The organism is Kribbella sp. NPDC023972 (assembly GCF_040639075.1).
Lineage (GTDB): Bacteria > Actinomycetota > Actinomycetes > Propionibacteriales > Kribbellaceae > Kribbella.
The window spans coordinates 1,544,557-1,571,404 of the sequence record NZ_JBEZZH010000001.1; the positions used below are offsets into that span (position 1 = coordinate 1,544,557).

Here is a 26,848-nt window from a genome sequence, read left to right on the forward strand (position 1 = left end):
CTCGACTGACCACCCGGATCGAACTTACGGTCCGGCGCCGGATGATCCCCAGTTGTGTGGTCGGTCAGCACTGATTCTTCACACAGTCCTTACTCAGGACATGACCGACCGTGACGATGGTCTCAGAGTGCGATGTGGACGGGGTCACGCACCCCCTTGACAGCTCCTTTCTCCGATGCTTACTTTTTGACTAAATTTAGTCCCAAAGTAAGTCTCCCGTGGAGGTGCCGCAGTGACAGGTCAGGGGCCGAGGGGCGACCTGGTGCCGTCCGGCATCGTCGCGCTGCTGGGCACTCGCGGGCCGACGTCGCGGACCGACATCGCGCGTGGCCTCGGCCTCAGCCCGGCGACCGTCACGCAGGTGACGAAGGACCTGATCGCGCGGGGCGTGGTCGAGGAGCTGGAGTCGGTGCCGTCGAACGGGGGCCGGCCGGCCCGGCTCCTCGGCCTGGTCAGCCAGGCCGGGGTCGCGCTCGGCGCCAAGGTCACCGCCGACCACGTCGCCGTCGTCACGGTCGAACTCGACGGGACGGTCCGTTCCACCCGGTCGCATCCGTACGACCCGAGCAGCAGCGAGGCGATCCCCGAGCTGGGCCGGATCCTCGCCGCCGAGGTCGCCGGCCTCGACGACCGGCTGCTCGGCGTCGGCGTCGGCGTGCCGGGATCGGTCGACTCGCAGGCGTCCGGGATCGTGGACGCTCCCACGCTGTCGTGGCGCGCCGTTCCGGTCGGCCCGGTCCTGCGTCAGGCCATCGGTACGCCGGTACTGGTCGACAACGACGTGAACACGTTGGCCGCGGCCGAGCGGCTGTACGGGATCGGCCGCGATCATTCGTCATACCTGGTGGTGACGATCGGGCGCGGGATCGGCTGTGGGATCGTCGTCGACGGCGGGATCTATCGCGGCGCCAACGGCGGCGCGGGCGAGATCGGGCACATCCCCGTCTGGGCTTCCGGTGGTGGTGCGGAACCGCCGTGCACGTGTGGATCCACGGGCTGCCTGGAGGCGTACATCGGCGCCGAAGGGCTGGTGCGTACGGCGCGCGCCCGCTGCGGGATCGAGTCACTCGACGAGCTGTTGCGTGCGGCAACCAATGGCGACGCGCGGGCGCAGGCCGTCTACGCGGAGGCGGGTGAGCTGCTCGGGCGGGCGCTGGCCGGCGTCATTCACACCGTCGACCCGGAGGTCGTCGTCCTGCTGGGTGAGGGAGTGGACGGATGGGAGTTCTGGCAGCCTGGGTTCGAGCCGTCGTTCCGGCGATCGTTGCTGCCGGCCCGCAAAGGCGTGCCAGTGGTGGTCGAGCCGTGGACGGAGGACCAGTGGGCCCGCGGCGCGGCCTCGCTCGTGCTGGCGTCACCGTTCGACTCGACCGGAAACGGCGGCGAGCAGAGCCGTCTGGTGCGGGCGCGGCTGGGTGCGTCATGAACGAGCGAAGCGAGTTCATCATCAAGCACAGTACGACTTGTGCCTCATCGGCGCCCGGAGCGAAGCGAGGACGTCGATGAGCACGGCGACCTTGACCCGGCCATCTTCTTCGGAGGCCCGGCGGGTGGGCCATCCAGGGCGTCGGTCGGTGGGCTGGAAGAAGCTCGGGTGGGTGCTGTTCTTCTTGTTGCCGAGTGCGATCCCGCTGTTCGTCTTCACGCTGGTGCCGATGGTCTCCAGCCTGTGGGTCAGCCTGCACAAGTGGAACCTGATCTCCCCGATGGAGTGGGTCGGGCTCGACAACTACGCGAACCTGCTCACCGATCCGATGACGCGACGCGTCTTCCTGCACACGCTGATCTACGTCGCCGGCTACCTCCCGCTGGTGTACGTCGGCGGTCTCGGACTGGCGCTCGCACTCAACCAGAAGCTGAAGGGCCGGGCCTTTCTGCGGGCGACGTACTTCCTGCCCGTGGTGACCAGCTGGGTGGTCGTAGCACTGGTCTGGAAGTGGTTGCTCAACCCGGCCAACGGCCTCGTCAACCAGTTGCTCGGGGCAATCGGTTTGCCGGAGCCGGGCTGGTGGACCGATCCGCAGTGGGCGCTGCCCGCGGTGATCCTGTCGTCGGCCTGGAAGGACCTCGGGTTCGTGATGGTGATCCTGCTGGCCGGGCTGCAGTCGATCCCGGCCGACGTGTACGAAGCGGCGACCGTGGACGGGGCGAGTGCCTGGCAGCGGTTCTGGCGGATCACGCTGCCGCTGCTGTCGCCGTCGACCTTCTTCGTGGTGGTGATCTCACTGATCAACGGCTTCCAGGTCTTCGACCAGGTGTACGTGATGACCGCCGGCGGCCCGGCCGGGTCGAGCCAGGTGGTGGTCGGGCAGATCTACGACCTCACCTTCCGGTACGGACGTGCCGGTGAGGCGTCCGCACTGTCCTGGATCCTGTTCGCGCTGATCCTGGTGATCACCGTGATCCAGATCCGCGGCCAGCGGAAGTGGGTGCACTATGCGTAGGGCGGCCCTCTACCTCGCGGTGCTGGCCGGAGCCGCGATCATGCTGTTCCCGTTCCTGTGGACGGTGATCACCTCGATCACGCCCGAGGGATCGCTGGCCGACGGGCCGACGCTGATAGTCGGCGATCCGACGCTCGACGCGTACCGGACCTTGCTGGACGCGATGCCGATCTGGCGGATCCTGGTCAACTCGCTGCTGATCGCGATCGCCTCGACGGTGTTCCAGCTGGTCACCGGGTCGATGGCCGCGTACGGGTTCGCGCGGTTGCGGTTCCCGTTCAAGAACGTGATCTTCGGGTGTTACCTGGCGACGCTGATGGTGCCGCTGCAGGTGCTCGTCGTACCGCTGTTCATCGAGATGAAGACGCTCAACCTGCAGGACACGTACTTCGCTCTGCTGGCACCGACGATCGCGTCCGCGTTCGGGGTGTTCCTGCTCCGGCAGGCGGTCGCGGGCGTACCCGCCGAACTGGACGAGGCGGCCACCATCGACGGCGCCGGGCACCTGCGCATCTTCACCACCATTGTGCTGCCGCTGATCCGGCCCGCACTCGCCACCGTCGCGGTGTTCGCGTTCATGGGCAGCTGGAACAGCTTCCTCTGGCCGCTCGTCGTGATCCGGTCGCCGGAGTTCATGACCCTGCCGCTCGGGCTGGCCACGCTGCAAGGCCAGTTCACCACCCAGTGGGACGTCGTGATGGCGGGGTCCGTCGTCTCGATCGTGCCGATCGCGATCGTCTACCTGCTCGCGCAGCGCCACATCATCGCCGGTGTCGCACACACCGGCATCAAGTAGGAGGGGACTTTGACCATGCGAACCATGCGTCTACTGAAACTTGCCGCCGCCGGCCTGGCCGGTGTGCTCGCGCTGACCGCCTGCGGGCAGGGGTCCGCGACCAAGGAGGCCGCCGCACCGGACGGCAAGACCGTCGTGCGGTACATGAACTTCTCCGCCAACGACGGCCACGAGAAGGACCTGACCGCGATCGTCAACGCGTTCCAGGCCGCCAACCCGGACATCACCGTCCAGGTCGAGACAGTCCCGTACGCCAACTACTTCACCAAGCTGCAGACCGCGGTCGCTGGTGGGACCGCGGCCGACGCGTTCGAGCTGAACTACGAGAACTTCGTGACGTACGCCAAGAACGGCTCACTCGCGGAGCTCGAGGACGTCGACTCGTCGGTCTACAAGAAGTCCTTGTACGACGCGTTCACCGCCGACGGCAAGCAGTACGGCGTACCCGAGTCGTTCTCGAACGTCGTGCTGTTCTACAACAAGAAGCTGTTCAAGCAGGCCGGCGTGGCCGAGCCGACGGCTGAGTGGACGTGGCAGGACGAGCAGGCCGCGGCCGCCAAGCTGACCAACAAGGGCGCAAAGGTGTGGGGCGACTACCAGCCGGTGTCGTACAACGAGTTCTACAAGGTGCTCGCGCAGAACGGCGGCGAGTTCCTGAACGCGGATCGGACCGAGGCGACGTTCAACTCGCCGCAGGGGGTCGAGGCGGCGAAGTTCCTGGTCGGCAAGGTGGGCAAGACGATGCCGACCGAGGCGGACGGCGCGGGTACGCCGGACTTCGACTCGAAGCTGTTCAAGTCCGGCAAGCTGGCCATGTGGCACACCGGGATCTGGATGTTCTCGGCACTCGAGGACGTTCCGTTCGAGTGGGACGTCGTGGTCGAGCCGGGGAACACGAAGAAGGCGTCGGCGATGTTCGTGAACGGGCTGGTGGTCAACGCCGCGTCGAAGAACGCCGAGGCCGCGCAGAAGTGGATCACCTTCCTGGCGTCGTCGGACGAGACGACCAAGACCCGGCTGGCGACCTCGTGGGAGCTGCCGCCGGTCGCGGACGAGGCGAAGCTCGCGCCGTACCTGCAGCAGCCCAAGCCGGCCAACCGTGAGGCCGTGTTCACCGCGCTGGAGGAGACCGTGCTGCCGCCGGTGGTCGAACGCCAGCAGGAGATGCAGGACCTGGTCACCCAGGAGCTGACCTCCGCGGCGGCCGGCCGCAAGACCGTCGAGAAGGCGCTGGCAGATGCCCAGACCAAGGTGAACGGACTGCTGAAGAAGTGACCGAGCTCGACCGGCTGCGGCAGTTGGCCGCCCACAGCCACGCAGTGATCGTCGCGCACCAGGACGTGGGCGGCGCGTATCCGGCGGCGCCTACGTTCTCGGCGTACAAGGGGTATGCGTGGCTGCGGGACGGCTCGTTCACCGCGGAGGGGATCTCGCGGTACGGCGACGTGCAGTCGGCCGACCGCTTTCACGACTGGGTGGACCGCGTACTGCGAGGCCGTCGCGCACAGGTGGACGACCTGTGCGCGACGGTGGCGCGGGGTGAAGTGCCGGATGACTCGGCGATGTTGCCGACGCGGTTCACGTTCGACGGGGCCGATGGGTCGGATCCGTGGTGGGACTTTCAGACTGACGGCTACGGGATGTGGTTGTGGTCCGTGGTGACGCATGCGGCGCGGCACGGGCTTGATCTCGAGCGATGGCGGGGCGGGATCGACGTCGCCGTGGACTACCTGGTCGCGTTCTGGGATCGGCCTTGTTACGACTGGTGGGAGGAGCACGTCGAGCATCGGCATGTCTCCACCCTCGGCGCGATCCACGGGGGATTGGTTGCCATCAGCCCGTATACGTCGGCTCCCGCACAGGAGGTTGCCGCGAGCATCCGGGCGCTCGTTGATGCTGAGGGCATCCATGACGGTCATCTGACCAAGTGGCTGGGGTCTTCGGCGGTGGACGGCTCGTTGCCGGCGTGCGTCGTACCGTTCGGGTTGGTGTCCGGTGACGTGGCAGCGGCCACGCTCGAGGCGGTGGCCGGGGACCTGGATGTCGATGGCGGGGTGCATCGGTTCGCGGCTGATGTGTTCTACGGCGGTGGACAGTGGATCCTGCTGTCGGCGTTGCTGGGGTGGAACCTGGCCGTTGCCGGTGACACCGAAGGTGCGTGGCGCCGTCTGCGGTGGATCGCCGCGCAGGCGGACGAAGCCGGCGACCTCCCGGAGCAGGTCGCGCATCACCTGCTGCACCCCGGATCGCGCGACGAGTGGATCGCGCGCTGGGGAACCGTGGCCAGCCCGCTGCTCTGGTCACACGGTATGTACCTGATCCTCGCCGACGAGCTCGGCATCACCCGCAAGGCGGCCTGAATGATCACCCATCGCCCCCACGGCATCGAACACCCCTATGCCTCCTCCCCCGACCAGCGCGTCCCCGTTCTCCCGCTGGCCGGCTCACCGGTCCGCCTCGGCGTTGTCGCCTCCCCCGACGTAACCCGAGTCGTGTGCGAGTGGGGCTCGGCCGAGTTGGAGATGTCACCTGCGGACGCAACCGAAGATGCCGCGGCTTTGGCAGGTGGCGAGGGCCATCTGAGCGAGGCGCAGGCGAAGTCACTCGGCTCCGAAGGCGGCTGGTCGGTGGAAACCCCGCCGGTCATCGAACCGGTGAGCTACCGCTTCCGTGCTTACCCGGCAGCCGGCGCTGCTGGTGACGGGGTGGAGCACACCGCCTGGTTCGAGGTCGCGCCGGCTAGTTGGGTGGCTGAGGGCGGGAAGCTGCTCGGTGGCGGTGACCGGGTGAGCGGTGTCGAGTGGTTGGTTTCGGCGCAGGGGGTTCACCGATGCCGGTTCAGGCTCCCGCTGGGACCGGATGATCGGCTGGTGGGCTTTGGCGAGCGGTACGACGTACTGGACCAGCGCGGGCGGGAGCTGGATGCGGTGGTGTTCGAGCAGTACAAGTCGCAAGGCGTGCACGGCAGGACCTACTTGCCCATGCCGTTCGCGCATGTGGTCAACGCCGCATGGGGATTCCACGTGCGGACGTCGCGGCGTACGTGGTTCTCGTCGGACGACCGCGGGCTGACCGTGGAAGTTGCCTTGGGCGACGAAGCGGTGGTTGACCTGGGCATCTATGACGGCTCGCCGACCGAGGTCTTGGGTGCCTTCCTGGACGAGGTCGGGCGGGCCGAGGAGTTGCCGTCCTGGGTGTTCCGGCTGTGGGCCTCCGGCAACGAATGGAACACCCAGGACCTGGTGATGGCCCGGATGGACAAGCATCGCGAGCTCGACATCCCGGTCGGCACGGTCGTGATCGAGGCCTGGAGCGACGAGGAAGGTATCACCATCTGGCGTGACGCGCAGTACGACGTGACGCCCGACGGCAGCGCGCACAAGGCGGGCGACTTCAGCTATCCCGCGGACGGCGCCTGGCCGTCGCCCAAGGCAATGATCGACGAGCTGCACCGCCGCGGGATCAAGGTGATCCTCTGGCAGATCCCGTTGCAGAAGTCGGAGCTCAGCACCGGCCAGGTCGCGGCCGACGCGGCGGCGATGGCGCGGGACGGGTACGCCGTCCTGGAGGCGGACGGTACGCCGTACCACAACCGCGGTTGGTGGTTCCCGCAGGCGCTGATGCCGGACCTGTCCGTGCAGCGGACCCGCGACTGGTGGACCGAGAAGCGCCGCTACCTGGTCGAGGATCTCGACGTCGACGGCTTCAAGACCGACGGCGGTGAGCACGCCTGGGGTCACGACCTGCGGTACGCCGACGGGCGACGTGGGGACGAAGGCAACAACCTCTTCCCGGTCCACTACGCGCGGGCGTTCGGCGATCTGCTCCGCTCGGCCGGGAAGGCGCCGGTCACGTTCTCACGCGCCGGCTTCACCGGCTCGCAGGCGCACGGCATCTTCTGGGCCGGCGACGAGGACTCCACCTGGGAGGCGTTCCGCTCGTCGATCACCGCCGGCCTGACGGCGGCGTCGTGCGGAATCGTCTACTGGGGTTGGGATCTGGCCGGCTTCTCCGGCCCGGTGCCCGACGCCGAGCTGTACCTGCGCGCGACCGCCGCGTCGACGTTCATGCCGATCATGCAGTACCACTCTGAGTTCAACCACCACCAGCTTCCGCTCCGCGACCGCACTCCCTGGCACGTCGCGGAGACCACTGATGACGACCGCGTCATCCCGATCTTCCGCCGGTATGCCGTACTCCGCGAGAAGCTCGTCCCCTACTTGACCGCGCAGGCGGCGCGCACCGTCACCACTGACCGCCCGTTGATGCGCCCATTGTTCTTCGACTACGCGGACGACCCGGAGATCTGGAACCACCCATACCAGTACCTCCTCGGCGACGATCTGCTGATCAGCCCGGTCCTCGAACCAGGTGCCGCCAACTGGACGACGTACGTCCCCGAAGGCGACTGGATCGACGCCTGGACCGGCACCCCGGTCTCCCCCGGCCTGATCACACGCGAGACTCCGCTGGACCTCATCCCGGTCTACTGCCGGGCCACCGCCTGGCCCGCCCTCCAGCCCTACTTCTGACGGAGGCCGTCCAAAAGCAGGTCCTCCACCGCGGCCAGATACTTCACGGTCGATTGGCGGGGTGCGGGTGGATGGCCTAGCCTGGACGTATGAAGAGTTCTGCAGATGTGCAGAGTGCCGATGCCTGCAACGTGCGGCTGGTGGACCCCGAGCGGGTGGCCAGCGTCACTGCCAGGATGCCCGCCGAGGAGGATGTCGTCGACACGGCTGACGTGTTCAGCCTGCTCGGCGATCCGCGCCGGCTGAAGCTGCTGGTCGCACTGCTCGACGGCGAGCTCTGCGTCTGCGACCTCGCGGCCGTGACCGGCATGAGCGAGTCTGCGACCTCCCATGCCCTCCGGCTGCTGCGTGCGCACCGAGTGGTCGCCGTACGCCGGGACGGCCGGATGGCGTACTACCGCTTGGACGACGCGCACGTCCGGATGCTCGTCGACCTCGCCGTCGCACACACCGAACACACAGACGCCATTCACCCCGAACGGTCCAACGCATGACTCTGCTATCTGCCGGGCCTCCGGCGCCGGCGGGTCATGGGGCCGCTCCGCTCCTCAGTCCAGGCCGGGAGGACGCATGACCGCGGAAGCGAACCACGGACACGGCCACGGCCACGGTCACGGGGTCAGCGTCGAGGCGGACCGGAAGCTGCTGAGTGGCGCGCTCGTACTGATCGTCGGATTCATGGCCGCCGAGGTGGTCGTCGGGATCGCGGCCGGCTCGCTCGCGCTGATCACCGACGCGGCGCACATGCTCACCGACGCGATCGCGATCGTCCTGGCCCTGATCGCGATCCGGCTGGCCGCCCGGCCGCCGGCCGGTGGGTTCACCTACGGCCTCAAGCGCGTGGAGATCCTGTCCGCCCAGGCGAACGGCATCACGCTGCTGCTGCTCGCGGCGTACTTCGTCTACGAGGCGATCGCCCGGATGATCCACCCACCCGAGGTGAAGGGCGCGCTGGTGCTGATCACCGGTGTGGTCGGCATCGTGGTGAACCTGGTCGCCACCTGGCTGATCAGCAAGGCGAACCGGACCAGCCTGAACGTCGAGGGCGCGTACCAGCACATCCTGAACGACCTGTTCGCATTCATCGCCACCGCGATCGCCGGCCTCGTCGTCCTGCTCACCGGTTTCGCCCGCGCCGACGCGATCGCCGCGCTGGTCGTCGCCGCACTGATGCTGAAGGCCGGCATCTCACTGGTCCGCGACTCCGGCCGCATCTTCCTCGAGGCCGCTCCGGCCGGCCTCGACCCGCAGGCGCTCGGCGCCGAGTTGTGCGCGCTCGACGGTGTGGTCGAGGTCCACGACCTGCACGTCTGGGAGATCACCTCGGGCGAGCCGGCCGCCTCCGCTCACATCCTGGTCGCGGAGGGCCTCGACTGCCACCAGATCCGGGTCGGGATCGAGGCGCTACTGGCCGAGCGTCACCAGTTGACGCACTCGACCCTTCAGGTCGACCACGCCACCGGCGACGAGGTCGACGCGCATTGCACCGATGCCCACGGCACGGTTCACCGGTCGGTCACAGCCGCTGGGAGAGGACCTGACCCGGCCATTCCGAACCCTTGACCGGTACGGCGAACTCGACGTCCCGGGTGAACCCCTGCTTCTCGTAGTACCGGACCAGCGCACCGTCGCCACCGGCGAAACAGTCCACCCGGAGCAACCCGACCCCGGCGGCACGCGCCAAGTCCCGGGCGTGGTCAAGTAGTGCCGCGCCGATGCCCTGACCGGCCGACGCCCGATCGGTCACCAGCATGCGCACGTACAACTCCGGCTCCCCGGCCGGCGGTACGTACGGCAACGCGGCGCCCACGGCGAGCGCGCCGACCACCCGCCCGTCGGCCTCCTCCGCCAGCCACAAGCCGTCGTCGTCAGCGAACCCGGTGACCTGTGCGATCCGCTGCGGGTTCGTCGAGTGCGGCTCGGTCCCCCACTGGTCGGTCCGCCCCTGCGCGACCAGCCATTCGGTCGCGCCGTCCAGCAGAGCCAGTACGTCGGGTAAGGCGGAGCGCCCCGCCTGGCGGATGGTGATCACCGATCCACAATAGATGTCGAAAACCGGTGGTCGGTTTCTACCTAGTGGTGAAAGCACCACGAGAGAGGAGCTCACCGTGACCAAGAAGACCGGAAAGCTGGACAGGACGTTCACCGCGCCACTGCAGAAGAGCGATGCGAAGGGCGGCTGGACCTTCGTGCAGATGCCGGGCTCGGCCGAGTACTTCGGCACCCGCGGGCTGGTCAAGGTCCGCGGCACCATGGACGGCCACCCGTTCGAGAGCTCGTTCATGGCCCTCGGCGACGGCACCCACAAACTCCCGGTGAAGGGCACGCTGCGCGACCTGATCGGCAAGGAGCCCGGCGACGAGATCACCGTGCACCTCCAGGAGCGCCTCGGCTGACCGTCAACCGGTCCGCAACCCCCGCGGGGTTGAGGACCGGTTCCGGGCTCAGGCGAGGGAGACCAGCTCCAGGTACTCGTCGGACCAGAGATCCTCGGTGGCGTCCGGGAGGATCAGCACCCGGTCGGGGCGGAGCGCCTCGATCGCGCCCTCGTCGTGGGTGACCATGACGATCGCGCCCGGATAGCTGCCGACCGCGCCGAGCACCTCGCCGCGGGAGGCCGGGTCGAGGTTGTTGGTCGGCTCGTCCAGGAGCAGCACGTTGGCGCCGGAGTGGACCAGCCTCGCGAGCGCCAGGCGGGTCTTCTCCCCGCCGGACAGCACGTGCGCCGGCTTCTCCGCGTCGTCGCCACTGAACAGGAACGAGCCGAGCACGTTCCGGACCTCGCCGTCGGTCAGTCCGGGCGCGACCGACGCCAGGTTCTGCCGGACGGTGCCGGCCAGATCCAGCGTGTCGTGCTCCTGCGCGAAGTACCCGAGCCGCAGCCCGTGACCGTGTACGACCTTCCCGTCGTCCGGCTCCTCACGACCCGCGAGCAGCCGGAGCAGCGTGGTCTTGCCCGCGCCGTTCAGACCGAGGATGACGACGCGGCTCCCCCGGTCCACGGCCAGGTCGACTCCGTCCAGCACCTGCAGGCCGCCGTACGCCTTCTTCAAGCCGGTGGCGCTGAGCGGTGTCTTCCCCGACGGCGCCGGCTCGGGCAGGCGGATCCGGGCCACCCGGGCAGCACGCCGTACCGGTTCGAGGTCCGCGAGCAGCTTGTCCGCCCGCCGCGCCATGTTGCGCGCGGCAACCGCCGTGGTGGCGCCGGCCTGCATCTTCGCCGCCTGGGCGTGCAGCACCGCCGCCTTACGCTCCGCGGTGTTGCGTTCGCGGGTACGACGGCGTTCGTCCAGCTCGAGCTGTTCCAGGTACTTCTTCCAGCCGGTGTTGTGGATGTCGATCGTGGTCCGTTGGGGATCCAGGTGGAACACACGGTTGACCGTTGCCGCGAGCAACTCGCGGTCGTGGCTGATGACCATCAGGCCGCCCGGGTACCCGAGCAGGAACTGGCGCAGCCACTGGACCGAGTCCGCGTCGAGGTGGTTGGTCGGCTCGTCGAGCAGCAACGTGTCGTGCTGCGCGAACAGGATCCGGGCCAGCTCGACCCGGCGCCGCTGACCGCCGGACAACTCACCGACCGGCTGCTCGAGCGCGCGGTTGGGCAGGCCGACACCGGCCGCGAGCCGGGCCGCCTCCGCCTCGGCCGCATAGCCACCGCCGGCCTGGAACTCAGCTTCGGCGCGGGCGTACGCCGCCATCGCGCGCTCCTGTGCTTCGCCGACGGCCGTGCTCATCGCGGCCTCGGCCTTGCGCAGGTTGCGGATGGCCACGTCCAGCCCGCGGGCGGACAGGATCCGGGCGGTGACGGTGAGACTCGGGTCGGCGGCGCGGGGGTCCTGGGGCAGGTAGCCGACGGAGCCGGACACGCTGATGTCACCTACGGCCGGGCGGTCCTCACCGGCCAGGGTCTTCATCAAGGTGGTCTTGCCGGCACCATTGCGGCCGACCAGCCCGACGCGGTCGCCTGAGCTGACGTGAAAGGTGAGGTCGGACAGCAGCAGGTGGGCGCCGACGCGAATATCTACACCGCGAACGGTGATCATGGTTACTCTCCGTGATAGCTAGTGGACACACTTCTGGCGTGGAAGCGGGTCCGCAGCTAGACACAGAGGCAAGTAGCCATGCGCCGAGGATAGAACGACCCCAGAAACTCACCAACCCATTAATCGCCGACCCCACCTTGAGAAGCCACCAACCAGATTTCGGCCCGAAATATGGTTGGTGGCTTCTCAAGGTGGCGGTGCCGCCGGGTCAGTGGAGCCGGACTCGGGGGTCGAGGGTGGCGTAGGCGATGTCGACCAGGATGTTGGCCACGACCACCGCGGCCGAGGCGAACAGGACGATGCCGATGATGACCGGCAGGTCTTGCTGGTTGATGGCGGTGACCGCGGTCTTGCCCAGGCCGGGGAGGCTGAAGACGGTCTCGGTGACAACCACACCGCCGATCAACTGACCAAGGTCGATGCCGAACTGGGTGACGACCGGCGTCATCGCACTCCGCAGGCCGTGGCGGACGATGACGCGGCTCTCCCGGATCCCCTTCGACCGCGCCGTACGGATGTAGTCCTCACCCAGGACGTCGAGCATCGAGCCGCGGGTCAGTCGCGTGTAAGTGGCCGCCAGCAACAAGGCGAGCGCGATCCAGGGCAGGAACAGGTGCTGGAACCACGGCCCGGCGCCCGCACTCAGCGCCGAGTACCCGCCGGCCGGGAACCAGTCGAAACCCGACAGCGTGAGCCGGAAGTACAGGAAGTACAGCAGTAGCAACCCGAGCAGGAACGACGGGAACGAGTAGAAGAACAACGAGAACAGCGTCAGCCCACGATCGGCCAGCGACCGCGGACGCACTGCCGAGACCACGCCGTTGAACACCCCGAGCAGCAACCACAGTACGGCGGCGCCGAGGGCGAGCGAGATGGTGATCGGCAACGCCTGTCCGATGATCGTGGTCACCGGCACCTGGTGGTAGTAGTCGTACCCGAGGTTGCCCTGCAGTGCGTTCTCGACGAAGTGCAGGTACTGCTTCCAGACCGGCAGGTCCAGCCCGAGCCGGTGCTTGATCAGCGCGATCGTCTCCGGTGTCGCCTGCCGCCCGGCCAGTGTCTGCGCAACGTTGCTCGGAGCAACGAAGAACAGCGCGAACACGGCCACCGTGATGAGCCAGAGGACCAGGATCCCGTGGCCGATCCGGCGGATCAGAAAGAGAATCATCGCTAGCTCCGGTCCGCGCGGGGGTCGAAAGCGTCCCGGACGCCGTCGCCGAAGAGGTTGAACGCCAGTGTCGTGATCAGCAGCGCCAGGCCGGGGAAGAGGATGAACCACCACGCGGTCGTGTAGTAGTTCTGCGACTCGCTGATCATCCCGCCCCAGTCCGCGGTCGGCGGCGGCAGCCCGAGCCCGAGGAACGACAGCGTCGCCTGGGTCACGATCACCACCGGGATCAGCAGCGTGGTGTAGACGATCACCGGCGCCAGCACGTTCGGCAGGACGTCGACGAACATGATCCGGGTGTCCCCGGCGCCGAGCGACCGCGCCGCCTCGACGAACTCCCGCTCCCGCAGCGACAGCACCTGACCGCGCACGATCCGGGCCACCGACGCCCAGCTGAAGAAGCCGATCACCAGCACCGTCACGGTCAGGCTCGGCCCGGTGATCGACACCAGCGCGATCGCCACCAGCAGGAACGGCACCGACAGGACGACGTCGATCAGCCGCGCGAGCACGGTGTCGACGATCCCGCCGAGGAACCCGGCCGCCAGCCCGAGGACGACGCCGATCGCGACGGTGATCGCGGTCGCGATGACGCCGACCAGCAACGACACGCGAGCGCCGTACGCGATCCGCACCAGGATGTCGCGGCCCAGGTCGTCGGTGCCCAGCCAGAACGTCCCGTTCGGCCCGCGGGGCAACCCGTCCGGCGTCAGCCCGATGTCGCGGTACTGCTCGTTCGGCGGATGCCCGGTCAGGTGGGCGAACAGCGGCGCGAAGATCGCCATCAGCACGATCAGCACGATCACGCCGAACGAGACCATCGCCACCTTGTCCCCGCGCAAGCGCCGCAACGCCAGCACGAACGGGCTCCGCCCCTCGATCGCCGGCGCCTCAATCGTAGGGTCCACCAGCTCCAACGCGGTGGTCATGATGCCTTCAAGTTGGGTACGGCGGTCGAGAGGTCTTCGCCGATTATCAGTGGATGGAGGCACGACGTGCGGTGTTCAGCGCCGTCTTCCAGTACGGCGACCAGCGGCGGCTCGGTCGTCGTGCAGTCGGCGCGGGCCTTCGGGCACCGGGTGTGGAACCGGCACCCGGCCGGCGGGTTCGTCGCGGACGGGATGTCGCCGCCGAGAATGATCTGCTCACGGCTGTCGGCCGTGTCCGGGTCCGCCACCGGTAGCGCGGACAGCAAGGCCCGGGTGTAGGGATGCCGGGTCTGCCCGAACAACTCGCCGGTGGGTGCCAGCTCCGCGATCTTCCCGAGGTACATCACCGCGATCCGGTCGCTCACGTGCCGGACCACGGACAGGTCGTGCGAGATGAACACGTAGGTCAGGTCGAACTCGCGCTGCAGATCTGCCAGCAGGTTGATGATCTGCGCCTGGATCGACACGTCGAGTGCCGACACCGGCTCGTCGCAGATCACCAGTTTCGGCCGCAGCGCGAGCGCCCGGGCGACCCCGATCCGCTGCCGCTGCCCGCCGGAGAACTCGGCCGGGAACCTGTTGTAGTGCTCGGGGTTCAGCCCGACCAGCTCCATCAGCTCCTGGACCTTCTTCTTCCGTTCCGGGCCGGACGCGATGCCGTGGATGCTGAACGGGTCGCCGATGATCGAGCCGACCCGGCGGCGCGGGTTCAGCGAGCCGTACGGGTCCTGGAAGATCACCTGGACCTCGCGGCGGATCGGCCGCATCGCCTTCCGGGACAACCTGCTGATCTCGGTACCGTCGAACCACACCGACCCGGACGTCACGTCGTACAAGTGCGCCATGCAACGGGCCAGGGTCGACTTGCCACACCCGGTCTCCCCGACCAGCCCGAGCGTCTCACCCTTGCGTACTTCGAGCGAGACCCCGTCGACCGCCCGAACGACCTCCCGTGAATGAGTCGGAAACTCCTTCCGGACGTCCTCCACTTTCAGCAGTACGTTACTCATCCACGTCCTCGCTTCGCTCCGGGCGCGGATGAGGCTCCGAGCGTGCTGGGCTTGATGATGAACTCGCTTCGCTCGTTCATGACGCGATCGCCTCGCTAACGTCGTGGGGTAGCCAGCAGGCGGACTGGTGCCGGGGGTCGCCGCCGACGTCGGTCAGGGGTGGCGCCTCGGTGCGGCACTTGTCGAACACATGCGGGCAGCGGGACGCGAACGGGCAGCCGGCCGGCAGGCGGATCAGGCTCGGCGGACTGCCCGGGATCGGGGTCAGCCGTTCGCCGCCGCGCGCCGGCAGGGAGGCCAGCAGGCCCTGGGTGTAAGGGTGATGGTTGCGGTAGAAGATGTCGCGCCGCGGTGCCCGTTCCATCACCGAGCCGGCGTACATCACCACCACGTCGTCGGCCATCTCCGCCACCACCCCGAGGTCGTGGGTGATCAGGATGATCGCCGTGCCGAACTGCTCCTGCAGCCGGCGCATCACGTTCAGCACCTGGGCCTGGACGGTCACGTCCAGCGCGGTCGTCGGCTCGTCGGCGATCAGCAGCGCCGGGTCGAGTGCCATCGCCATCGCGATCATCACCCGTTGCCGCATCCCGCCGGAGAACTGGTGCGGGTAGTCGTCGATCCGCTCGGCCGCGCGCGGGATGCCGACCAGGGTGAGCAGGTCGGCGGCACGTTGCCGGGCCGCCGCCTTGCTGATGACCCGGTCGTGGGCCCGGATCATCTCCACGATCTGCCAGCCGATCCGGTACTGCGGATGCAGGCTGGACAACGGGTCCTGGAAGATCATCCCGATCCGGTCCCCGCGCAACCGCCGCAGGGTGGCCGGGTCGGCACTGATCAGGTCGGTTCCGTCGAAGTACGCCGTACCGGAGACCTGGGCACCGCGGGTCAGGCCGGTGATGGTCTGGGTGGCGACGCTCTTGCCCGAGCCGGACTCGCCGACCACCGCCAGCGTCTGCCCGGCCTCCACGTCGAACGACAGCCCCCGGACGGCGCGGACGATGCCGTCCGGGGTGTCGAAGGAGACCCTCAGGTCCCTTACCTCTAGCAGTGTCATGGGGGTTAGCCGCCCTGCTTGTCCTTGGCGAGCCACACGTTCGTCGGGTCGAACATCTGCAGCGACGGCACATAGACCGCGTTGTTCACCTGCGGTGCGTGGTAGTTCGCGTTCTTCGGGTTGGTGAGCGGGAAGAACGGCGCGTCGGCCATCACCTGTGCGTCGGCCTTCGCCCACAGGTCGGCCGCCTGGTCCTCGGTGGTCGCCTTCGCGGCCTGATCGATCAGCGCGTTGGCGGCCGGGTTGTTGTAGAGGCCGAAGTTGCTGCCGATCGGCGGGTACGACGGCGCACCGGAGAACAGCGGGTTGAAGAACGACAGCGCCGCGTTGCCGTACCAGTCCGCACCCCAGCCGGCCAGCGACAGGTCCCACACCCCGCGCCGGGCGACACTCGGCACCTGCAGGTACTTCACGTAGAAGTCCGCGTTCGGCGACGGTACGCCGACCACCGTGATGCCGGCCTTGGACAGGTCCTGCTGGATCGTCTGGAACGCTTTGCTGCCGCCCTCGGACGCGTTGCGGTACAGGAACTTCAGCGTCAGGTGCGGGTAGCCGGCCTCGGCCAGCAGTTGCTTGGCCTTGTCCACGTCGTACGGGTACGGGTCGATCTGCTTCGAGCCGAGGATGTTGTCCGGCAGCACGTGGGTCAGCGGTGGGTTCACCGTCGGGCCGCCCAGCACCTGCAGGACGTGATCGCGGTTGATCGCGTAGCTGATCGCCTGGCGCACCTTCGGGTTCGCCAGCGCCTTGTTGTTGTTCGGCGAGGCGGTGTTGTAGACGACGTACGGGTTGCTGGACGCGGTCGGGCCGAGGTTCAGGTTCGGGTCCTTCTTCGCGATCAGCGCGGGCAGCTGGGACGGCGGCGGGCCGACGTCGAACTCGAGGTCGGCGGCCGGTGTGCCGGTCTGCAGCTGCTGCTGGACCGAGTCCTGGCTGACCGTCTCGTTCACCACGATCTTGTCGACGTACGCCTTGCGAACCGGGTCGGTGGAGGCGTTCCAGGCCGGGTTGCGCGAGTACGAGATCGACTTGGTCGGCACCCACGAGTCGACCTTGTACGGGCCGTCGGACGGGAAGTTGTTGCCCAGCTCGGTGCTGGCCGGCAGGTACTTGAGCACCTCGGCCGGGGCCGGTGAGAAGGCCGGCAGGGTGAGCATGTCGACGAAGTACGTGGCCGGCTGGGTGAGGTGGAACACGACCGTGGTCTGGTCCTTGGCGACCACACCGGGCAGCGGCGTCTTGTCGACGTACGCCTGGATCGCGGCCGGTGTCTTGTCCACCTTGGCGAAGCCGTCGGCGAACGCCTTGTAGCCGACGATCAGGTTGGCGAAGTCGGGGATGCCGCCGAACGGCTGGACCGGGTTCGCGGTCCGCTTCACCCCGCGGACCATGTCGGCCGCGGTCACCTGGCGGGCCGGGGAGGTGTTCCACTGCGCGCCGGGCCGGATCTTGATCGTGTACGTCTTCCCGTCGGCGCTGATCCCGCCGTTGTCCCGGGTCGGGATCTCGGTGGCGAGATCGGCCACCGGCTTGGTGTTCTCGCCGCCCGGCTCGGCCGGGTAGGTGAACAGCTGGCGGCTCCACATCCGCAGGTTCAGGTAGCCGACTGAGTAGTAGCTGATATTGGGATCCATGTAGTCGACATCACCCGCCCCGAGCATGTTCAGGGTGCCGCCGGTGACCGGGGCGGCCTCGGTACTTCCGGATCCGGAAGGTGATCCGCCACCACTGCTGCATGCGGCGAGCGCGAGCGTCGCCACGGCGGCAAGGGATACTGCCGCCAGCCGTCTTCTGGCCATTGGTCCTCCTCAGGACTCGATAAGGCCGAAATTAGGACCGGTGCGGCCGGTCGGAAGGCTGGTCACAGAAGCGTCAAACCCTTGTCACCGTGCGCCCGCGCGAAGATGACGAAGTCATGACAGACGTCACCGGCGGTTGCGCCTCCGGTAGGCCACACTGGACCGGTGGCACACAGCTTGCTGTTGGTCGATGACGAGCCGCGGATCCGGCGGGTGCTGCGGCTCGCCCTGGAGGACGAGGGCTACCAGGTCGCCGAGGCGGCCAACGGGTACGACGCACTGGCCACGCTGCGCCGGGAGCCGCCGGACGTGGTCCTGCTGGACTTGATGCTGCCGGACCGCGACGGGTTCACCGTCTGCCGCGAGATCCGGCGGACCAGCGACGTACCGGTCATCATGGTGACCGCGCGGACCGACAGCCACGACGTGGTCGCCGGGCTGGAGGCGGGCGCGGACGACTACGTCACCAAGCCGCTGGTGGCCAAGGAGCTCTCGGCCCGGATCCGGGCGCTGCTGCGGCGGGTCGAGCCGGCCAACGCACGGCAGGCGGAGCTGCTCGCGGTCGGGGACCTGCGGATCGACGTGCCGGGCGCCGAGGTGACCCGCGACGGCACCGTGCTGCCGTTGACCCGCACCGAGTTCAAGCTGCTCGCCGAGCTGGCCGGAGCCGAGGGCAAGGTGCTGAGCCGGGAGCAGTTGCTGTCGAAGGTGTGGGGCTACGGGTACTTCGGGGACAGCCGGATCGTCGACGTCCACATCCGCCGGCTACGGCTGAAGATCGAGCACGACCCGGCCAGCCCGACGCATCTGGTCACCGCTCGCGGCCTGGGCTATCGACTGGTGAGCTGACCGGTGCGGGGACGGCTGGCGCGGTGGGGGCGGCAACGGATCGGGCTCAGCCTGCGCGGGCGGGTGATGCTGGCCTATGGTTTGCTCGCGCTCGGACTGTCCACGCTGCTCGCGCTGGTCACCTGGAGTGTGGTCTCGGAGTACCTCACCGAGCAGCGCCAGTCATCCGCGCGAGTGGAGACGGCCGACAACGCGGCGGCCTTCCAGTACGGACTGTTCGGCCCGCCGCAGCCCTGCCGGCCCGCCCGGGAGCAGGTCGAGTGTGGCAGACCGACCCTCAAGCCTGATGTCAAGGTGATCGATCTGCTGAGCAGCCTGCCGTCCACCGATTCGGCGTCCTCGATGGCGTACTACGACGGCCAGTGGTACTCCTTGACCGGAAAGCCGTCCGACCTCCCCGCCGATCTGATCGAAACGGTCCGCAGCGGCAGTACGGCGCAGCGCCGCATCACGGTCGGTGGTCAGCCGGTCCTCGCGGTCGGCGTACCGATGAGGGGGCCGGGCGAGATGTTCTTCGAGTGGCATCCGCTGGAGAGCCTGGACGACACGCTGCGGACGTTGAAGATCACGCTGTTCGCGGCGGCGATCGCGACCGCGCTGATCGGTCTGGCGGTCGGACGGCTCGCGAGCACGCTGGCGCTGCGCCCGCTGGCCGCGCTGACGCGGGTTGCGGACGCAGTGGCCCGCGGCCAGCTGGATGCACGGTTGCAGGCCGAGGACGACCGCGACCTGGGCGGCCTGGCGCGGTCGTTCAACCAGACCGCGGCCGACCTGGAGCGGCGGGTGGCGGCGGACGCGCGGTTCGCCGGAGACGTCAGCCACGAGCTGCGGACGCCGCTGATGACGATGCTGAACTCGATGCAGCTGATCCAGAACCATCGCGCCGAGCTGCCGGGGTCCGTCCGCGAGCCGGTCGAGCTCCTCGGTGACGACCTCGAGCGCTTCCGCCGGCTGGTGATCGACCTGCTGGAGATCTCCCGCGACGACGGCGGTGACCAGGGCAGCCGGGAGATCGTCCGAATCGCCGATCTCGTTCGCGCCGCCGCGAACGCGACCGCCGGGCGGGACGTGACCACGGTCGCGCGGGAGGCCGAGGGGCTGACCTTGCAGGCGGACAAGCGCAGGCTGGAGCGAGTCATCGCCAACCTGGTCGAGAACGCCGAGGACCACGCCGGCGGCTGCAAAGGCGTCACTGTCGAGGCCGGCGGCCTCGGCGTCGTCATCACGGTCGACGACGCCGGTCCCGGTATCGCCGAAGCCGACCGGGACCGGATCTTCGAACGCTTCGGCCGCGGCGAGACCAGTAACACCAGCCGCGGTGTCGGCTTGGGACTGGCCATCGTCGCCCGCCATGTCCAGTGGCACCACGGCACCATCCGTGTCACCGACCGCCCGAGCGGCGGAGCCCGCTTCATCATCGAGCTTCCGGCCAAAACAACCTGAGTTCTTCGGTACGGTGTGGCGGTGCGGATCGTGGTGTACGGCGCGGGTGGGATCGGGTGCTATGTCGGCGGACGGTTGCTCGCGACGGGGACTCCGGTCACCTTTGTCGGACGGCAGCGGATGGCCGACGAGTTGGCCGCGCACGGATTGCGGCTGACGGACTATCTCGGTGCGGATCTCAGGGTGACCGCGGCGGACCTACGGTACGAGACGTCACCGGGCGCGGCGGCGGAAGCCGATCTGGTGCTGGTGACGGTGAAGTCGGCGGCGACGGAGAGCGCGGCCGGTGAGCTGGCCGAGGTCCTGAAACCTGGTGCGATCGTCGTCAGCTTCCAGAACGGCGTACGCAACGGAGAGCTCCTGCGGGAGCGGCTGACGGACCAGGTCGTGGTGACCGGGATGGTCCCGTTCAACGTGCTGAACCGTGGCGGCGGTGTCTTCCATCAGGGCACCGAGGGCGGCCTCGACGTCCAGCGTCACCCGGGGCTGGCGGCGTACGTCGATGCCTTCAGCCGGGCCGGGTTGCCGCTGACCCAGCACGACGACATCCTGCCGGTGCAGTGGGCGAAACTCCTGCTGAACCTGAACAATCCGATCAACGCGCTGTCCGACGTACCGTTGCGGGACGAGCTGTCCCAGCGTTCGTATCGCCGCTGCCTGGCCGCGGCCCAGGCCGAGACGCTCGCGCTCCTCGACGCCGCCGGCATCGAACCGGCCAAGCTCCTGCCGGTCCCGATGCACCGTTTCCCGGCGATCCTTCGCCTGCCCGACTTCCTGTTCCGCCGCCTGGCCGCGAAGATGCTCGCCATCGACCCGCTGGCGCGGACCTCCATGTGGGAAGACCTCGAGGCCGGCCGCCCCACCGAGATCGACTACCTCAACGGCGAGGTCGTCCGCCTGGCCGAATCCCTCAGCCGCTCCGCCCCGGTCAACGCCAAGCTCGTCGCGTTGATCCGCGCAGCCGAGGTCAACCGCCGCCCGTGGTCGGGCCAAGACCTGCTCCGCGAGCTGTCATAAACGCGCGGCCGGCGGGAGGGCCGCCGGGTCGGCGATCGGCCAACTGCGGGGATCCGGGCCGAGGCGGGCGAGTTCGTCCAGTTGCAGGACGCACCACGGGGACAGCTCCGGCATGCTGATCGGCCAGTCGACCCAGCGGTACGACGCTACTTCCGCCGGATTCGGTGTGGGGTCGCCGGTCCAGGTGACTCGGTAGACGGGACAGAGCTCGTTCTCGACCACGCCGGTCGGCATCTCCGCGCGGTAGCGGAACGCGGGCAGCACCAGGTCGACCCCGTCCGCGACGATCCCGAGCTCGTCGGCGAGGCGGCGTCGTACCGCGTCCGCCGCCGGCTCACCGGGAAGTGGATGCCCACAGCAACTATTTGTCCAGGCGCCGGGCCAGGTCGGCTTGCCGAAGGCGCGTTGCGTGACCAGCACCCGACCGGCCTCGTCGACCACATAGCTGGAGAACGCCAGGTGCAACGGGGTCGAGGCGTGGTGGACCGTCGCTTTGGCCTCGGTCCCGATTGCCCGGCCGGCCTCGTCCAGCAGTACTACCCGCTCCTCCGTCACACCCTGGAGCCTAACCCGATACCTGGCTGGGCCTGGCCTGCTAACCTGTTGGCGTGATCAAGCGAGGCGTGGCGTATCGACCGGCTCTGGGAGGGGCCGGCGTTCGGTAGTACCCACAACTCGCTCCACCCAGAGCCTCCGAGGCAGGAACCGTCCGGTTCCTGCCTCTTTCCGTTGCCGGAGGCCTCTGCTTGGGTGCCTCCTGTCCTGAGAGGAACCCCATGACCGAACCAAGTGCGGTGGTCGACCGGCTACGCCGCACCACCGACACCATCGTCGGCGAGAGCGAGCTACTCGAACGGCTGGCGTCCGGCCGGCCGCTGCGGATCAAGTACGGCGTCGACTGCACCGCGCCCGACCTGCACCTCGGGCACGCGGTCAACCTGTGGATGATGCGGCAACTGCAGGATCTCGGCCATCAGGTCGTGTTCCTGCTCGGCGACCTCACCACGCGCGTCGGCGACCCGACCGGCCGGTCCGAGACCAGGCCGCTGCTGTCCGCGGCGGAGATCGAGGCGAACGCGCAGTCCTTCCTCGAGCAGGTCTCGCTCGTGCTCCGCACCGATCCCGCGGTGTTCGAGGTCCGGCGGAACTCCGAGTGGTACGACGGGATGCGGGTGGCGGAGCTGCTGAGTCTGTTCGGCCAGGTCACGCACGCGCAGTTGATGGCGCGGGACATGTTCCGTGAGCGGGTCGCGGCCGGGCGGGAGATCGCGGTGCACGAACTGGTGTACCCGGTGCTGCAGGGATACGACAGCTTCGCGATGCGCAGCGACCTCACCATCGTGGGCTCGGATCAGCTCTTCAACGAACAGCTCGGCCGGCACCTCCAGCAACGGCTCGGCGCGCCACCGCAGGCGGTCATCACGACCACGATCACGCCGGGCATCGACGGGCGGGCGAAGCAGTCGAAATCGCTGAACAACTACATCGCGCTCACGGACACCCCGCGGGACAAGTTCGGCAAATTGATGAGCATCCCCGACTCGCTGGTGGAGATCTACGCCCGCGTCTACACCGAACTGCCCCTCGACACCGTCGCCGCCCTCGGCGCGTCCGCGGCCGTGGGCGGCCCGCAGGCCCGCGACGCCAAGCTCCGGTTGGCCGCGGCCGTCGTCACCCGCTACCACGGCGCCGGCACCGCCCGCAGCGAGCTCGAGGCGTTCAACCACACGTTCTCCGAAGGCCGGCAGCCGACCGACATCCCGGACGTCGTGGTGGGTTCGCCGGCTGCGACGATCCTCGAGTTGCTGCAGGTTGCCCGGCCGACCGACAGCAAGTCCGAGCTCCGCCGGCTGATCCGCGCGGGCGCGGTGACTGTCGACGGCACCCGCGCGGACGACCCGGACCAGGCCGTGTCGGTGGATCCCGACGTACTGCTCAAGTCGGGCCGCCGTACCTGGCACCGCATCCGGCGAGCGTGAAAACTGGGAGACGCGGTGCTGGGTGGCTGGTCAGACTGTGTGGGTGGAGCTGAAGACTGTCGAGGCGTTGGTGAGTGTGGGGACGCGGTATGTGGGCCGCGCCCCTACGTTCGATGTGGGGCCGCCTTGGTGGTCGGAGGTCGAGGGGGTTACGCGCCGGCTGGAGGAGTTGCTCGGCGTGCGAACCTTCGTGCTGCGCCTGGTGCATGCGGACGAGGCTGAGCTCGGTCGTGGCGGGCGGACGGTCTACCACGTGCAAGCGATGGGCGAACCGCGAGCCGGCGTCCTGGACGTGACGCCGTACGACGGATGGGACGAGATCGTCGCGCCACATCCGCTCCGGGCGCCCTGGGCCGAGGTGGGCGGTCCGGAGCGAATGGTGGAGTGGGCGCGATCGATCCTCGGGCCGGTCGATCCCGTTCAGGTGAAAACGTGGAATCTCTCCTGCCTGATGCGATTCCCGGGCGCGTGGGCGAAGGCGACGAGCCGCTTCTGCAGTATGGACGCGGACATCATCGAGCAGGTGCGGCGGTACGACGAGACGCTCGCGCCGGCCGTACTCGGCCAATCGGCGGAGCATCGCTGGTCGTTGCTCGCCCACGCACCGGGCGTCGACTGCTGGGAACCGGACCGGGCCACGGTCGAGGACGTCGTGAGCCGGTGGGTCGCGGTGCAGGCTCGCCTCGCGGATTCGGTCGACGAACTGCTCGCACCACGGCTCGTGCCGGACTCGTTGCCGGCGGAGATCGAACGGCTGCTTCGCGTCGTACCGCTGCCCGGCAGCGATCGCTCTGAGGTCGAGCAGTTGCTGACCGAACTCCCGTCGATCGTCGCCGACCTGGAGACGGCCGGGTTGCCGATCTCCCTCGTGCATGGCGACTTTCATCCGGGCAACTGGCGCTCGGACGGGACCACACGCGCGATCGTGGACTGGGCCGACACCTTCATCGGGCACCCGGCGACGGACATCCAGCGTCTGGTCGGCTGGCTGCCAGCAGCTGAGCGCGACCATGCCCTCGAGGTCTGGACCAGCGCATGGAAGGCATACCGCCCGGCTGCTGACCCCCTGCGTGCTCTGGCCCCGATGGCCGTACTGGCTCGCCTGATCTACGCGGCCATGTATCAGCGGTTCCTCGATAACATCGAGCCCGCCGAACGCATCTATCACGAGGATGACCCGGCCTCGGAACTCCGAGCGGCGGTCCTGGCTCTACGCGGAGGAAACTGATGACAGTTCTGGTGACGGGTGCCAGTGGGAACGCGGGCGGCGCGGTCGTGCAGGCGTTGGCCGCCGCGGGAATCGCGGGCCGGGCGCTGGTGCGCAAGGACATCGAGCTGCCCGGCGGGATCTCCGCGGTGTACGGCGATCTCAATCGGCCGGAGTCGTTCGCCGACGCGTTGCCGGGGGTGTCCGGCATCTTCCTGCTGAGCGGGTACGACCGGGTCGAGGAGTTGCTGGACAACGCCGTCCGCGCGGGGGTTCGCAAGGTCGTGCTGTTGTCGAGCAGCTCGCTGGACAGCGCGGACACCGGGAACGCGATCGCCGCGTATCACCACGCGGCCGAGGAGGCCGTGAAAGCGTCCGGTCTCGACTGGACGTTCCTGCGGCCGAACTCCTTCATGTCGAACACGCTGCGCTGGCTCGATCAGCTGCGTGCGGGTGATGTGGTCCGCGTGCAGTTTCCCGACGTACCTATCTCGACGATCCACCCGCTCGACATCGCCGAGGTCGCGGTGCGCGCGTTCACCGAGGATCACGCCGGCGTGATCCACCGGCTCACCGGCCCGGTCGCGCTGACTCCACCACAGCAGGTCGAGATCCTCGGCCAGGCGATCGGCCGGCCGTTGACGGTGTACCCGATGACGCGGGCCGAGGCACACGCGGAGTTGCACGCGACGATGCCACCGCAGTACGCCGAGGCGATCGAGAGCTTCTTCGGGGACGGCATCATCGACGAGACCTCGGTCAACGACACCGTCGAGAAGGTCACCGGCCACCCGGCTCGCACCTTGCCGGAGTGGACATCCGAGAACGCCGCGCTCTTCGCCTAGTTCGCTGCTGAGCTCGTCAGGTTGCGAAGGGTTTGCCCGGTCGGGTCAGGCCGGGTCGTCGACCTGGATGACGCAGAACTCGTTGCCCTCGGTGTCGCGCAGGACGATGAAGTCGTGCTCGTCGGGGTACGTCCAGTCGTCGACGCGGGTCGCGCCGAGGGCGACGATCCGGTCGATGTGCTCGTCACGCTTGCTGGTGTAGAGATCGATGTGCACCGGCGCCGGCTCCGACGGGATGTGCTGGGTGCGCTGGATCAGCACCGACGGACCGCTGCCGTCCGGATCCGTCAGCTTGGTGAACTGGTCGCCCGGACCGACCCGGTCCTTGCGCTCGTACCCAAGCACGCGCGACCAGAACTCCGCGGCGCGGTTCATGTCGAGCGCGTTGACGACGATCGTCGCCAGTCGCAGGTCACCGATCATCACTTCCTCCAGAAACCCATCCTGGGCGCGGTGTGGTCGAACGTGGCAGGGAGCGGGCCTTTGGTGAGCTTGTCGCGAGTGTGCGGATCCAGGTCGAGGTCGTACTGCGACACAAGGTGATGAGCCGCCGCGCTGACGGTCAGCAGTACGACATTCCGGCCAGGACACACCGCCGGACCTTCGCTGAACGGGATCAGCGGCCAAGGCCCGTCCGACCGCCCGTCCAGCCAGATCTCCGGGACGAAGTCGTTCGCGAAGTCCAGCACCTCGTCGTCGCGGTGGAACACCGAGCTCACGATCGCGAACTCGGTCCCGGCCGGCGCCGTACCGGCGTCCCATCGCGTCTCGGTGCGAGCCTCCCGCAGTACGACGAGCGTCGTCGGCCACAACCGCACCGATTCCTGGACGGCACCACCGGCGTACGCCCGCAGCGGCGACTCATCCTGGGCGACTCGCTCGGCGACTTCGCGCCTGGTGGCGAGTACGGCGAGGAGCCGCCAGAGCGCGATGCCGGCCGAGTCGAAGGCGAACAACCAGTGCGGGACCTGACCGGCCGGATCGAGCCCCGCCCCGGGCTCGATCGCGCGACTGTCTCGCTTGATGGTGCTCAGCATCAGGGCTTCGACGAGGCTTCCGGGCGCGGCGTGCTCGACGTACTCCGTGAGTCTTCGGTCGAGCAGGTCTTGCGCCTTGCGGTTGCGTGGACGCATGGCGGCCCAGTTGGCGTTCGAGCGCAGTACGTCGAGCAGCGCGGTGAGCTCGGTGTCGTCGCGAGCCTTGTCACCGAGCACGATGCGGCGGACGATCCGCGACCAGATCTCGCGGAAGTCGGTCCAGCCCAGCGTGCCTTCGAGGTGGAGCTCTTGGGTGACGGCCGCGATCATCGACTCGGCGGAGCGATGGACGGGGTGGTGGGAGTCGAGGGCTTCCTCGTTCAGCTCGCGCCGGGGTCCGCGCAACGGCGGCTCGGTGGCCAGGACGGCGTGCGGCTGGAAGTGATTCAGCGCGCCGACCTTGTCACCGGTTGCCGCGGAGAACGGATCTGGTGTCTCCCGGAGGATGCGATGGACGTGTTCCGGATCCATGACGAGCGCGATGGTCCGGCCCGGGAGGCGGATCAGCAGCGGGCCCTCGCCGTACTTTTCCCGCAGGACCCGCACTCGGTGGAGCGCGTGGTCGTCCGCGTGCAGCAGCTCGGCTGCTCTGGCTGCTGCCGGCCGCCGGAGGATCGCGCCCTGCGCGACGATCGGGAGCAGTACGTCGCGGATCGCCAGGGCGGCGTCAGGAAACGTCGCGGTGGGGAGCAT

25 protein-coding genes are annotated in these 26,848 nt (G+C 68.5%); 15 read left to right on the forward strand and 10 right to left on the reverse strand.

All coding sequences use genetic code 11. From position 1 onward, the window contains the following. The first annotated feature begins 232 nt into the window (after positions 1 to 232). From AB0F43_RS07280 to AB0F43_RS07315, 8 genes are all read left to right on the forward strand, one after another. On the forward strand, positions 233 to 1,426 hold the full coding sequence (locus AB0F43_RS07280; protein ID WP_360471876.1) for an ROK family protein: 1,194 nt from the start codon (positions 233 to 235) through the stop codon (positions 1,424 to 1,426). A gap of 148 nt (positions 1,427 to 1,574) precedes the next feature. After that, on the forward strand, positions 1,575 to 2,444 hold the full coding sequence (locus AB0F43_RS07285; RefSeq protein ID WP_360471878.1) for a sugar ABC transporter permease: 870 nt from the start codon (positions 1,575 to 1,577) through the stop codon (positions 2,442 to 2,444). Further along, positions 2,437 to 3,240, forward strand: coding sequence for a carbohydrate ABC transporter permease (locus AB0F43_RS07290; RefSeq protein ID WP_360471881.1), 804 nt, complete (start codon positions 2,437 to 2,439; stop codon positions 3,238 to 3,240). Before AB0F43_RS07285 ends, AB0F43_RS07290 begins: the two co-directional genes overlap by 8 nt. A gap of 24 nt (positions 3,241 to 3,264) precedes the next feature. Beyond that, positions 3,265 to 4,515 carry a sugar ABC transporter substrate-binding protein gene (locus AB0F43_RS07295; protein WP_360471884.1) on the forward strand — a complete coding sequence of 417 codons (1,251 nt, stop codon included), beginning with the start codon at positions 3,265 to 3,267 and terminating at the stop codon, positions 4,513 to 4,515. Further along, positions 4,512 to 5,600 (forward strand): glycoside hydrolase family 15 protein, encoded by a 1,089-nt coding sequence (locus AB0F43_RS07300; protein WP_360471886.1) that lies wholly within the window; start codon positions 4,512 to 4,514, stop codon positions 5,598 to 5,600. Before AB0F43_RS07295 ends, AB0F43_RS07300 begins: the two co-directional genes overlap by 4 nt. Continuing rightward, positions 5,601 to 7,772: a TIM-barrel domain-containing protein gene (locus AB0F43_RS07305; protein WP_360471888.1), complete on the forward strand. Its 2,172-nt coding sequence runs from the start codon at positions 5,601 to 5,603 to the stop codon at positions 7,770 to 7,772. An 89-nt stretch (positions 7,773 to 7,861) separates the two neighbouring features. After that, entirely contained in the window at positions 7,862 to 8,266 is a 405-nt protein-coding gene (locus AB0F43_RS07310; protein WP_360471891.1) for a metalloregulator ArsR/SmtB family transcription factor, read from the forward strand. Positions 8,267 to 8,342: 76 nt separating this feature from the next. Further along, on the forward strand, positions 8,343 to 9,335 hold the full coding sequence (locus tag AB0F43_RS07315; protein ID WP_360471894.1) for a cation diffusion facilitator family transporter: 993 nt from the start codon (positions 8,343 to 8,345) through the stop codon (positions 9,333 to 9,335). Here the strand turns inward: AB0F43_RS07315 and AB0F43_RS07320 are convergent. Continuing rightward, positions 9,289 to 9,804, reverse strand: coding sequence for a GNAT family N-acetyltransferase (locus AB0F43_RS07320; protein ID WP_360471897.1), 516 nt, complete (start codon positions 9,802 to 9,804; stop codon positions 9,289 to 9,291). The genes AB0F43_RS07315 and AB0F43_RS07320 overlap by 47 nt on opposite strands. Before the next feature lie 76 nt (positions 9,805 to 9,880). Here AB0F43_RS07320 and AB0F43_RS07325 point away from each other — a divergent pair, with 76 nt between their 5' ends. Beyond that, a complete protein-coding gene (locus AB0F43_RS07325) occupies positions 9,881 to 10,168 on the forward strand; it encodes a DUF1905 domain-containing protein (RefSeq protein WP_360471900.1) in 288 nt (95 codons plus the stop codon). A 48-nt stretch (positions 10,169 to 10,216) separates the two neighbouring features. On the opposite strand, the gene AB0F43_RS07330 is transcribed toward AB0F43_RS07325, so the two are convergent. From AB0F43_RS07330 to AB0F43_RS07355, 6 genes are all read right to left on the reverse strand, one after another. Beyond that, complete coding sequence (locus tag AB0F43_RS07330) at positions 10,217 to 11,815, reverse strand: ABC-F family ATP-binding cassette domain-containing protein (RefSeq protein WP_360471902.1); 1,599 nt, start codon at positions 11,813 to 11,815, stop codon at positions 10,217 to 10,219. Between the two features lie 208 nt (positions 11,816 to 12,023). Next, positions 12,024 to 12,983 carry an ABC transporter permease gene (locus AB0F43_RS07335; protein WP_360471905.1) on the reverse strand — a complete coding sequence of 320 codons (960 nt, stop codon included), beginning with the start codon at positions 12,981 to 12,983 and terminating at the stop codon, positions 12,024 to 12,026. Between the two features lie 2 nt (positions 12,984 to 12,985). Then, positions 12,986 to 13,891 (reverse strand): ABC transporter permease, encoded by a 906-nt coding sequence (locus AB0F43_RS07340; protein WP_360471908.1) that lies wholly within the window; start codon positions 13,889 to 13,891, stop codon positions 12,986 to 12,988. A gap of 17 nt (positions 13,892 to 13,908) precedes the next feature. Continuing rightward, positions 13,909 to 14,922 (reverse strand): oligopeptide/dipeptide ABC transporter ATP-binding protein, encoded by a 1,014-nt coding sequence (locus AB0F43_RS07345; protein WP_360471910.1) that lies wholly within the window; start codon positions 14,920 to 14,922, stop codon positions 13,909 to 13,911. A gap of 76 nt (positions 14,923 to 14,998) precedes the next feature. Next, a complete protein-coding gene (locus AB0F43_RS07350) occupies positions 14,999 to 15,979 on the reverse strand; it encodes an ABC transporter ATP-binding protein (protein WP_360471913.1) in 981 nt (326 codons plus the stop codon). A 5-nt stretch (positions 15,980 to 15,984) separates the two neighbouring features. Further along, positions 15,985 to 17,778 (reverse strand): ABC transporter substrate-binding protein, encoded by a 1,794-nt coding sequence (locus tag AB0F43_RS07355; RefSeq protein ID WP_360471916.1) that lies wholly within the window; start codon positions 17,776 to 17,778, stop codon positions 15,985 to 15,987. Between the two features lie 165 nt (positions 17,779 to 17,943). On the opposite strand from AB0F43_RS07355, the gene AB0F43_RS07360 reads away from it, so the two are divergent. The 3 genes from AB0F43_RS07360 to AB0F43_RS07370 are packed head-to-tail and all read left to right on the forward strand — an operon-like array spanning position 17,944 to position 21,087. After that, positions 17,944 to 18,627: a response regulator transcription factor gene (locus tag AB0F43_RS07360; protein ID WP_360471919.1), complete on the forward strand. Its 684-nt coding sequence runs from the start codon at positions 17,944 to 17,946 to the stop codon at positions 18,625 to 18,627. A 3-nt stretch (positions 18,628 to 18,630) separates the two neighbouring features. Continuing rightward, positions 18,631 to 20,070 carry a HAMP domain-containing sensor histidine kinase gene (locus tag AB0F43_RS07365; RefSeq protein WP_360471922.1) on the forward strand — a complete coding sequence of 480 codons (1,440 nt, stop codon included), beginning with the start codon at positions 18,631 to 18,633 and terminating at the stop codon, positions 20,068 to 20,070. Positions 20,071 to 20,091: 21 nt separating this feature from the next. Continuing rightward, positions 20,092 to 21,087 carry a 2-dehydropantoate 2-reductase gene (locus tag AB0F43_RS07370; protein ID WP_360471925.1) on the forward strand — a complete coding sequence of 332 codons (996 nt, stop codon included), beginning with the start codon at positions 20,092 to 20,094 and terminating at the stop codon, positions 21,085 to 21,087. Here AB0F43_RS07370 and idi read toward each other — a convergent pair. Further along, a complete protein-coding gene (gene idi, locus AB0F43_RS07375) occupies positions 21,082 to 21,642 on the reverse strand; it encodes an isopentenyl-diphosphate Delta-isomerase (RefSeq protein ID WP_360471928.1) in 561 nt (186 codons plus the stop codon). The two genes, AB0F43_RS07370 and idi, sit on opposite strands and share 6 nt — an antisense overlap. 221 nt (positions 21,643 to 21,863) lie before the next feature. Between idi and tyrS the strand changes: the two genes are divergently transcribed. From tyrS to AB0F43_RS07390, 3 genes are read left to right on the forward strand one after another with little or no spacing between them, the layout of a single operon-like run. Then, a complete protein-coding gene (tyrS, locus tag AB0F43_RS07380; RefSeq protein ID WP_360471931.1) occupies positions 21,864 to 23,066 on the forward strand; it encodes a tyrosine--tRNA ligase in 1,203 nt (400 codons plus the stop codon). A 43-nt stretch (positions 23,067 to 23,109) separates the two neighbouring features. Then, positions 23,110 to 24,294 (forward strand): aminoglycoside phosphotransferase family protein, encoded by a 1,185-nt coding sequence (locus AB0F43_RS07385; RefSeq protein ID WP_360471933.1) that lies wholly within the window; start codon positions 23,110 to 23,112, stop codon positions 24,292 to 24,294. Continuing rightward, entirely contained in the window at positions 24,294 to 25,118 is an 825-nt protein-coding gene (locus AB0F43_RS07390) for an NAD(P)H-binding protein (protein ID WP_360471935.1), read from the forward strand. Before AB0F43_RS07385 ends, AB0F43_RS07390 begins: the two co-directional genes overlap by 1 nt. 45 nt (positions 25,119 to 25,163) lie before the next feature. On the opposite strand, the gene AB0F43_RS07395 is transcribed toward AB0F43_RS07390, so the two are convergent. Beyond that, positions 25,164 to 25,541: a VOC family protein gene (locus AB0F43_RS07395; protein ID WP_360471938.1), complete on the reverse strand. Its 378-nt coding sequence runs from the start codon at positions 25,539 to 25,541 to the stop codon at positions 25,164 to 25,166. Continuing rightward, entirely contained in the window at positions 25,541 to 26,848 is a 1,308-nt protein-coding gene (locus AB0F43_RS07400) for a cytochrome P450 (RefSeq protein ID WP_360471941.1), read from the reverse strand. The genes AB0F43_RS07395 and AB0F43_RS07400 overlap by 1 nt, the downstream gene beginning before the upstream one ends.